Raw genomic sequence first — 8,810 nt, 5'->3', positions numbered from 1 at the left:
GGAGAAATCGGTGCCGCCATGGCCGAGCGCCGAGTAGAGCGCATAGAGCTGGGTCGCCTCGGCACCGAGCGGGGTGACGGCCCCTGCCTGCTGCGCTGCTTCCTGCGACAGCTTCAAATCCTTGAGCATCAGGGCCGCGGCGAAGCCTGGCTGGTAGTCGCGGTTTGCCGGTGAATTGGGCACTGGTCCCGGCACCGGGCAATAGGACGTCAGCGACCAGCACTGGCCCGATGAGGTCGAGGCCACGTCGAATAGCGCTTGGTGCGACAGGCCGAGCTTTTCAGCGAGCACGAAGGCTTCGGCAACGCCGATCATCGAGATGCCGAGGATCATGTTGTTGCAGATCTTGGCCGCCTGGCCGGCACCGGCGTCGCCGCAATGGACGATGCGTCCCGCCATCGGCTGGAGCACCGGTTCGGCCTTGTCGAAGGCTGCCTGCGCGCCGCCCGCCATGAAGGTCAGCGTGCCGGCCGCCGCACCACCGGTTCCACCCGACACCGGTGCGTCCACCGACAACAGGCCATGCTTGGCTGCAATGGCATGTGCCTTTCGCGCCGAATCGACGTCGATGGTCGAGCAATCGATCAGCAGCGCGCCCTTTTTCACCTTCGGCGCAATGTCCTCATAGACCGAAAGCACATGCTTGCCAGCCGGCAGCATGGTGATCACCACGTCGGCGTCCTTGGCTGCGGCAACGGCGTTGGCCATGACGGTGACGCCATTGCCGCGCGCGGTTTCGAGGTGCTCCGGCATCAGGTCGAAGCCATGCACCGTGTGGCCGGCCTTGACGAGGTTGGCGGCCATGGGGTTGCCCATGTTGCCCAGACCAATGAAGGCGACTGTGGTCATGATTGATGTTCCTCCGGTGGGTGGATCGGGTGTTAGGGGATTAGGGCAATAAGGGAGTAGGGCGGTAGGGCAGTAGGGCAGTGGGCTGGGAGGTGTCTGCAAGTGCGCCCTGTATGCGGCTTGTTGTAATTTTACTGCCCTACTGCCTCAATCCTCACTGCCTTCCAATCATGTGCCGCGCGATGATGACGCGCATGATCTCGTTGGTGCCTTCGAGAATCTGGTGGACACGCAAATCGCGCACCAGCTTCTCGATGCCGTAGTCATGCAGGTAACCGTAGCCGCCGAGCAGTTGCAGCGCCTCGTTGGCGACGTTGAAGCCGGTGTCGGTGACAAGGCGCTTGGCCATGGCCGACCATTTGGAGGCGTCATGCGCCTTGTGGTCGAGTTTCGAAGCTGCCGCATAGAGGAACAGGCGTGAGGCCTGCAGCTCGGTTTCCATGTCGGCGAGGCGGAACTGCAACGCCTGGAAACGGTCGATGGTCTGGCCGAATGCCTTGCGTTCGGCGGTGTAGGCGAGGGCCTTGTCGAGCGCCGCTTGCGCACCGCCAAGCGAGCAGGCGGCGATGTTGAGGCGGCCGCCGTCGAGACCCGCCATGGCTATGCCGAAGCCGGCACCTTCGTCGGAAAGGCGGTTTTCGACCGGTACACGGCAATCGGTGAAAATCACCTGCCGCGTCGACTGCATGTGCCAGCCCATCTTGTGTTCGTTGGCGCCGAAAGACAGGCCTGGCGTGTCCTTGGGCACGACCAGCGTCGAGATGCCCTTGGGGCCGTCCGCGCCGGTACGCACCATGACGGCATAGATGTCGCTGTCGCCGGCCCCTGAAATGAACTGCTTGGCGCCGTTGATGACATAGTGGTCGCCGTCAAGCACCGCGCGGGTGCGCAGCGCTGCCGCATCCGAGCCGGAGCCAGGCTCGGTCAGGCAATAGCTGGCCAGCCATTCCATCGAGGTGAGCTTGGGCAGGAAGCGCTGGCGTTGCTGGGCGTTGCCGAAGCGGTCGATCATCGATGCCACCATGTTGTGGATCGAAATGAACGACGAAAAGCCCGGGCAGGCCTGCGACAGCTGCTCGAAGACCAAAACGGCATCGAGGCGGGTGAGGGCGGAGCCGCCGACGTCCTCATTGACGTACAGACCGCCGAAGCCGAGCGGGCCGGTTTCGCGGATCACATCATCGGGAAAGTGCTTGTCCTTGTCCCATTCGAGCGCATGAGGTGCCACGCGTTCAGCGGCGAAACTGCCCGCCATTTCGCGAATGGCCAGCTGGTCTTCGTTGAGTTCGAATTGACCGGCAGTCGCATCGATTGCGGCGTCCATGTCGGCCTCCCTGTCGTTTTTTTGGCTATGCGCAGCGATCAATCTAGACCAATGATGCAGCCGCGCAACCCGACCTTCAACAGAGCGGCTGTGCGTAAATGCATGGGCGAGAAGCGACGTGGCGACAAAATTTGATGAGCTGCTGGAGGCCTTCCGGAGCTATCTCCAGATGGCCGGTTCGGTCTCACCTGTAGGTGAATTTCTCGGTGATATCGACTGGGCGATGCCCGCGCGGACACTGGAGCCAAACGTTGTCAAATGTTCGCGTCTTCTCGATCGTACCATTGAGCTAGCGCCTGTCGAGCTTCGTCCGCTGGCGAGGAGGCTTGCGGAACGACGCGACGAACTCAGTTGGGGCCAGACTTACGCTGTCGCCGATTTTGGTCAGCATTTCCTCGACAATTACGGTTGGGTGGAGCTGTTCGGCACGCGCGGGCACTACATGAACGACAAAGTAGCTGCCGGTTTTCTCGTTCTCGGCCCCGGCATCGAATATCCCGACCATCACCATGTCGCTGAAGAGGTCTACATCTCGCTGACCGGCGGCACTGAATGGCGCATGGGCGACGCGCCTTTTCGCGAAAGGCGGGGCGGCGAGGTGATCCACCACGCTTCCAACGTCAACCACGCAATGCGTACCGGCAGCGATCCGCTGCTTGCACTCTATCTCTGGCGCGGCGGGCCRTTGGCTGCCAAGTCGACCGTGACCGGAACTGTTGCCGGCGGAAGGGGCTGAGGCATGGCCAAGGCGATCATGCTTCAGGGTACCGGATCGGATGTCGGAAAGACTGTTCTGGTGGCGGGGCTGTGCCGCGCGGCGCGCAATCGCGGCCTCAGCGTGCGGCCATTCAAGCCGCAGAACATGTCGAACAATGCCGCCGTTGCCGACATTCCGGGCGAGGCGGGCGGCGGCGAGATCGGTCGCGCGCAATGGTTGCAGGCGATCGCCTGCGGGGTAAAGCCGTCGATCCACATGAACCCGGTGCTGCTCAAGCCGCAAAGCGACATCGGCAGCCAGGTGGTGGTTCAGGGCAAGGTCTTTGGCCACGCCAAGGCGCGCGACTACCAGGATCTGAAGCCGAAACTGATGGGTGCCGTGCTCGATTCGTGGGCCAAGCTTGGCGAAGGCGCCGATCTCATCATCGTCGAGGGCGCGGGCTCGCCGGCCGAGATCAATCTGCGCCCGCGCGACATCGCCAACATGGGCTTTGCCACCCGTGCCGACGTGCCGGTAATTCTCGTCGGCGACATCGATCGCGGCGGGGTGATCGCATCGGTAGCCGGCACGCACTTGATCCTGCCGGAAGAAGACCGGCGCATGATCGTCGGCTATCTCATCAATAAGTTTCGCGGCGATGCCAGCCTGTTCGATGAAGGTATCACCGCGATCGAGCGCTTCACCGGCTGGCGCTGCTTTGGTGTCGTGCCGTGGCTCAAGGAGGCAGCACTTCTACCGTCGGAAGATTCGGTCATCCTCGAACGGTTGGCCGGAGGCGAGAAGYGGGCGCTCAAGGTGGCAGTGCCGATGCTCGGGCGGATCGCCAATTTCGACGATCTCGACCCGCTGCGCGCCGAACCGCAGGTCGAAGTGGTGTTCGTGCCTCCCGGGCTGCGGTTGCCCGACGATGCCGGGCTGGTGGTCATTCCCGGCTCGAAGTCGACAATCGGCGACTTGGCTCTGTTCCGTGAAAACGGCTGGCACCGCGATCTCGACGAACATCGCCGGCGCGGAGGCCATATCGTCGGCATCTGCGGCGGCTACCAGATGCTCGGTCGCGTCGTGCACGACCCGCTGGGTATCGAAGGCAGCGTCACGGAGGCGGAGGGCCTTGGTCTGCTCGATGTCGAGACGGTGATGGAGCCGGAAAAGACCGTGCGCAATGTCGAGGCGCATTCAGTTCGCTATGGCGAGCCTCTGTCTGGCTATGAAATCCACCTGGGGCGGACGACGGGGGCCGACTGCACACGGCCGACCGCCGTCATCAACGGAGTCGATGACGGCGCGACCTCAGCCGACGGCAAAGTTTTCGGGACCTATATGCACGGCCTCTTCAGCGCCAACGGCTTTCGTGGACGGTTCCTCGAAAGCCTTGGCATCAGGGGCGGCGGCATCGACTATCGCGCCGAAGTCGAGCGCGCCCTGGACGAGATCGCCGATCATCTCGAACGCCATCTCGACTGCGACGCGATTTTCGCCGCCGCGCGCTAACGCTCAGGCAGCCGGTTCGCCAGCCTTTGGCCAGTAGGTGCCGAAGCACCAGACATTGCCCTCGGGGTCTCGGCAGACAAACTCGCGGCTGCCATAGTCGCGGTCGGTGAGTTGCTGGACGATGGTAGCGCCGGCATTTTGGGCGCGAGCATGGACCGCATCGATGTCATCGACTGCGACATAGATCGACTTGCCGCCGTTCTGGCCTGGTTCGCCGACGATGGCGCCATAATCGTCGGCACGCGACGAGCCGATCATGATCATCGAAGAGCCGAGGGTGAGTTCGGCATGGCCGACATCAGCGCCGTTCATATATTTGGCATGGACGGCAAAGCCGAAGGCTTCGCACAGCCAATCGATCATGTTGGCGGCATTCTTGTAGCGCAATGTGGGAAATATGCGTGGAGCTTCGGGAGCGGGCATCTGGCACCTCCTTGGGGCGGTTGAACGATAACCCACTGTGGCCGAGTGCCGCTTGGCCGTATTGAACAATTGTTACCTGGTCAACTGAGGCCAAACTCCGTCGGTGTAGTGCCCGCAAGCTCGCGAAACTCGCGCACGAGATGAGCCTGATCGRCATAGCCGCACGCGGCGGCGATATCGGCCCAACCTGCGCGATTGGCATGTTGCGACAGGCTTGCGGCGCGATTGAACCTGACGATGCGTGCGGCCGCCTTGGGACCCAGGCCGGTCTGGTCAGCAAAACGGGCTGCGAGATGCTTGCGGCTCCAGCCGATCTCCGTGGCCATGGTCGCAATGCGGACGCGACCGCCGCTCGCCACAATTCTTTCAAGTGCCCAGCCGATTTCGGCCGATGAGGTATCCGCCTTGATCAGACGCTCGGCGATGAAGTTTTCGGCGATATCCAGGCGTACATGCCAATCGGCTTGCTCGCCGAGCCTTTCGCGTAATCGGTGGCCTGAGGCCCCAAGCAGCTCGTCGAACGGCACCATGCGATCGGCCAGCTCGCTCATAGGCATGCCGAAGAAGCGGCGAGCGCCAAGCGGGGTAAAATTGACCTGGACGCAGCAGGATTTGCCGAAGGAATCGATGGTCACCGGCCCGGCGTGAAGGCCGGCAGCGAAGCTTGCGAAACGGTCATTGTCGCCGGGCGCGCGGCTCAGGCCGATGGCGAACGGCTCGCCAAAGCTGATGACCAGAGGGACCGTCAGCGAAGCGGCTTCAGTCTGACGGCTGTAGACAGGAACAAGTTCGCGAAAGCCGATGAGATCGGTAACTGCACCAGCAAGCAGCGCGGACGGAGCGCGCCGCACCATCTCGAACTGCGCCGCGAGATCAGCCGATGTTTCCGCCGAAAGTTGGCCGCTTGCCATTGTCCTGGCTCCGCTGAGGCAACCGGACGTTACCAGCGTAGCGAATGGCGGTCAAAACCGGCTCAGAACCCCATCATTACCCGCAGCGGGTTGGTCGGGTCGATGAGCAGACGGATGGCAAGTGCGACGCAGGTACAGACCAGGAGTGGCTTGATCAGCTTGGCGCCGTTGCGCATCGCCATATGGGCACCGAGCCGAGCGCCGAGAAACTGGGCGATGCCCATCACGATGCCGATCTTCCAGGCCATGGCACCGATCAACGCGAAGACGCCAAACGCACCGATGTTGGAGGCAAAGTTCAGCAGCTTGGTGTGCGCTGTGGCTTTGAGTACGCCATATCCGGCCAAAGTGACCAAGGCGAGCATGAAGAACGAGCCGGTGCCGGGGCCAAACACGCCGTCATAAAAGCCGATCAGCGGCACCACCGTCATCCCGATAAGGAAAGGTGACAGCCGTTCAGTGCGGTTGACGTCGTCCATGTTCGGCTTGAAGGCGAAATAGAATGCGATCGCGATCAGCAGGAAAGGCAGGAACGTGCGCAGGATTTCGATCGGCAGGACAGTTGCCAACAACGCGCCGAACACCGAGCCGATGCAGGACATGGCAGCCGAGGGCAGTTGCTTCTTCAGGTCGACATGACCCTTGGCGGCGTAGCTGATTGTAGCCGAGCCCRAGCCAAACAGCGATTGCAGCTTGTTGGTTCCGAGCGCTTCCACTGGCGGTAGACCGGCTAGCAGCAGCGCAGGAATGGTGATCAGCCCGCCACCACCTGCTATGGAATCGATGAAGCCGGCGATGAACGCCGCGGCAATCAAGAAGAGCAGGGTCTCTGTGGCAATGTCGAACATCGGTGCCAAGCTTCACACAGGAGGGATCGGCCGCCTTCGACCACAGCGAGYCAGCTTGCGCAATAGCACCGCCACGCAAGGAGATGCTTAGCCGTTGGGCCAAGTGTTTTTCGCCCAACTTTGTTCTATATCGGAAACAGCAGGTAGCTCGATGGAAGGGATTCGCATGGCGACAGGATTGCTGGCCCAGATTCGTAATATGTTCGAGGGCGACCCCGGTGTGCGCAAGGTCGCCGACGATCCGGTCCTGTCGGCGGAGCTTTTGCTGCTGTTTCGCATGATCCTGGCTGATGGCGTTGCGAGCGAGAGCGAGATGGCTGTCTTTCGCCGGATCTGCACCGAAGCATTCGGTATCGCCGAGGGCAGTGTCGATGCCGTTGTCGAATACCTCAATGAGTTCGGTTACGAAACCAACGGCTCGCAGGCGGTTGCGATGTTTCACGACCTTGATATTGAGCGGCGCAAGCAACTCGCGCGCCACATGGCCGATATCGCCAAGGCCGACGCCCATCTGGCGGAAAACGAAGTGAAGCTCCTGCGCCGAACGCTCGACTTGCTTGGCATCAGCCCGGTCGATGTGGTGAAGCCGACGACGTAATTCTGGCAAACCGGCTGCTCACCCCTGTTCCTGCATCCGCCGGGCAATCGCCCGGTGCAGGTCGGGTGCTGCCGACACCAGCGCTTGCGCGGCTTCTGACGACGGCTGGTCGAGCACCTGAGCTGTCTTGCCGCGTTCGACAATCCGGCCCTCATGCATGACCAGCACGTCATCGGTGATGGCGCGGGCGACGGTCAGATCATGGGTGATGAACAGATAAGCGACGCCAAGCTTGTGGTTGAGTTCGKCGAACAGGTCGAGGATCTGGGCGCGGATCGACACGTCCAGGGCTGAGACCGGCTCGTCTGCGACGACGAGTTTGGGGCGGGTGATGATCGCGCGGGCGATGGACAGGCGCTGGCGTTGGCCGCCGGAGAATTCGTGCGGGTATTTCTCCATGTCGGAACGGCTGAGGCCGACCTCATGGAGCGCGCGGGCCACCATGTTGCGGCGTTCCTTGGCATCGGGGCGCCTTTCCAGCAGATGCAGCGGCTCGGCGACCAGCCGCTCTACCGTATGTCGCGGATCAAACGAGCCATAGGGATCCTGGAACACCACCTGCATGTTGCGGCGGGCGGGCTTGAGGTCGGCCTCGCTGCGTCCCGTGATGTTCATGCCGCGAAACTTGATGGCGCCCGAAGTCGGCGTGTCGAGCGCCAGGATCATACGGGCGAGGGTGGATTTTCCGCAGCCGGAGCGCCCGACGAGTGCCACCGACGCGCCAGGTTTCATCGCCAGCGAGACATTGTCCACCGCCCGGACCGGTTCTGGCTTGGAGAACAGCGACCTGCGCCGGCCCGGATAGTCACGCGTGATGTTGGACACTTCGAGCAGATTTTCAGCATCCGCATCCTCGACATGCGGCTTCACCCGCGCTGGCACATGGGTGGACGCAAGTGCTAGCTGGCGCGTGTAGGGGTGAGTGGCTTCCGACAGCGTGCGTGCGGTGTCGCCGGTCGCTATGACCGCGCCCTGGCGCAGGATGGTGATCCTGTCGGCCATCTCGGTCACCACGGCGAGATCGTGCGAGATGAACAGCAGGCTCATCTTGTTTTCGCTGACCAATTCCTTCAGCAGGTCGAGAATCTGGGCCTGCAGCACGACGTCGAGCGCTGTGGTCGGCTCATCGGCGATCAACAGCTTGGGCTTCAGCGCGCAGGCAATGGCGATTGCCACGCGCTGGCGCTGGCCGCCTGACAGTTCGTGCGGATAACGCGACAGCGCGAATTTCTGCTCGGGCAGGCCAACCCGGTCGAGGATTTTCCTGGCGCGTTCCTCCGCCTCGGCGCGGCTGGCCCTGGTGTGCCAGCGGATGCCTTCGGCAACCTGCTCGCCGATGGTCTTGACCGGGTTCAGCGCAGTCATCGGCTCCTGGAAGATAATGCCTATGTCGTCGCCGCGCAGTGCGCACATCTGCCGTTCGGATGCGCCGAGGATATCGATGCCATCGAAGGTGATACGGCCCTTCGCCCGTGCGGAGGCGGGCGCAAGCTGCATGATGGCCAGTGCCGTCATCGACTTGCCGGAGCCGGATTCGCCAACCAGCCCCATCACTTCGCCCGAAGCAATCGACAGGTCGATATCCCTGAGGATCGGCAGGCTGCCGATCTTGAGCGACAGTTTTTCGATCGCAAGCAGGCTCATGTCC

At 62.4% G+C, this 8,810-nt stretch carries 9 protein-coding genes; 3 read left to right on the top strand and 6 right to left on the bottom strand.

Annotated elements, in window-relative coordinates:
- Together mmsB and AC1DUU_RS14815 are read right to left on the bottom strand one after the other, a co-directional pair.
- Positions 1-849 (bottom strand): 3-hydroxyisobutyrate dehydrogenase (gene mmsB / locus AC1DUU_RS14820; RefSeq protein WP_476784167.1); only part of this gene is annotated, 849 nt, incomplete at its 3' end.
- A 154-nt stretch (positions 850-1,003) separates the two neighbouring features.
- Positions 1,004-2,173 carry an isobutyryl-CoA dehydrogenase gene (locus AC1DUU_RS14815; RefSeq protein ID WP_476784166.1) on the bottom strand — a complete coding sequence of 390 codons (1,170 nt, stop codon included), beginning with the start codon at positions 2,171-2,173 and terminating at the stop codon, positions 1,004-1,006.
- A gap of 118 nt (positions 2,174-2,291) precedes the next feature.
- Here AC1DUU_RS14815 and AC1DUU_RS14810 point away from each other — a divergent pair, with 118 nt between their 5' ends.
- Together AC1DUU_RS14810 and AC1DUU_RS14805 are read left to right on the top strand one after the other, a co-directional pair.
- Positions 2,292-2,909, top strand: a complete 618-nt coding sequence (locus tag AC1DUU_RS14810) for a dimethylsulfonioproprionate lyase family protein (protein ID WP_476784165.1) — start codon at positions 2,292-2,294, stop codon at positions 2,907-2,909.
- Between the two features lie 3 nt (positions 2,910-2,912).
- Positions 2,913-4,382: a cobyric acid synthase gene (locus AC1DUU_RS14805; RefSeq protein ID WP_476784164.1), complete on the top strand. Its 1,470-nt coding sequence runs from the start codon at positions 2,913-2,915 to the stop codon at positions 4,380-4,382.
- A 3-nt stretch (positions 4,383-4,385) separates the two neighbouring features.
- Here the strand turns inward: AC1DUU_RS14805 and AC1DUU_RS14800 are convergent, their stop codons facing one another.
- The 3 genes from AC1DUU_RS14800 to AC1DUU_RS14790 all read right to left on the bottom strand — a co-directional run bounded on the left by AC1DUU_RS14800 (position 4,386) and on the right by AC1DUU_RS14790 (position 6,564).
- The gene (locus AC1DUU_RS14800) at positions 4,386-4,805 is read right to left on the bottom strand and encodes a VOC family protein (RefSeq protein ID WP_476784163.1); all 420 of its coding nucleotides are present in this window, start codon (positions 4,803-4,805) and stop codon (positions 4,386-4,388) included.
- A gap of 80 nt (positions 4,806-4,885) precedes the next feature.
- Positions 4,886-5,716 carry a helix-turn-helix domain-containing protein gene (locus AC1DUU_RS14795; RefSeq protein WP_476784162.1) on the bottom strand — a complete coding sequence of 277 codons (831 nt, stop codon included), beginning with the start codon at positions 5,714-5,716 and terminating at the stop codon, positions 4,886-4,888.
- A gap of 62 nt (positions 5,717-5,778) precedes the next feature.
- A complete protein-coding gene (locus tag AC1DUU_RS14790; protein ID WP_476784161.1) occupies positions 5,779-6,564 on the bottom strand; it encodes a TSUP family transporter in 786 nt (261 codons plus the stop codon).
- A 166-nt stretch (positions 6,565-6,730) separates the two neighbouring features.
- On the opposite strand from AC1DUU_RS14790, the gene AC1DUU_RS14785 reads away from it, so the two are divergent.
- A complete protein-coding gene (locus AC1DUU_RS14785; RefSeq protein WP_476784160.1) occupies positions 6,731-7,162 on the top strand; it encodes a tellurite resistance TerB family protein in 432 nt (143 codons plus the stop codon).
- Positions 7,163-7,180: 18 nt separating this feature from the next.
- Here the strand turns inward: AC1DUU_RS14785 and AC1DUU_RS14780 are convergent, their stop codons facing one another.
- The gene (locus tag AC1DUU_RS14780) at positions 7,181-8,806 is read right to left on the bottom strand and encodes an ABC transporter ATP-binding protein (RefSeq protein WP_476784168.1); all 1,626 of its coding nucleotides are present in this window, start codon (positions 8,804-8,806) and stop codon (positions 7,181-7,183) included.
- Positions 8,807-8,810: the final 4 nt, after the last annotated feature.

The sequence above is a fragment of the Aminobacter sp. P4_H6_2 genome (genome assembly GCF_056400805.1).
This window is presented reverse-complemented; position numbering and strand designations above follow the sequence as displayed.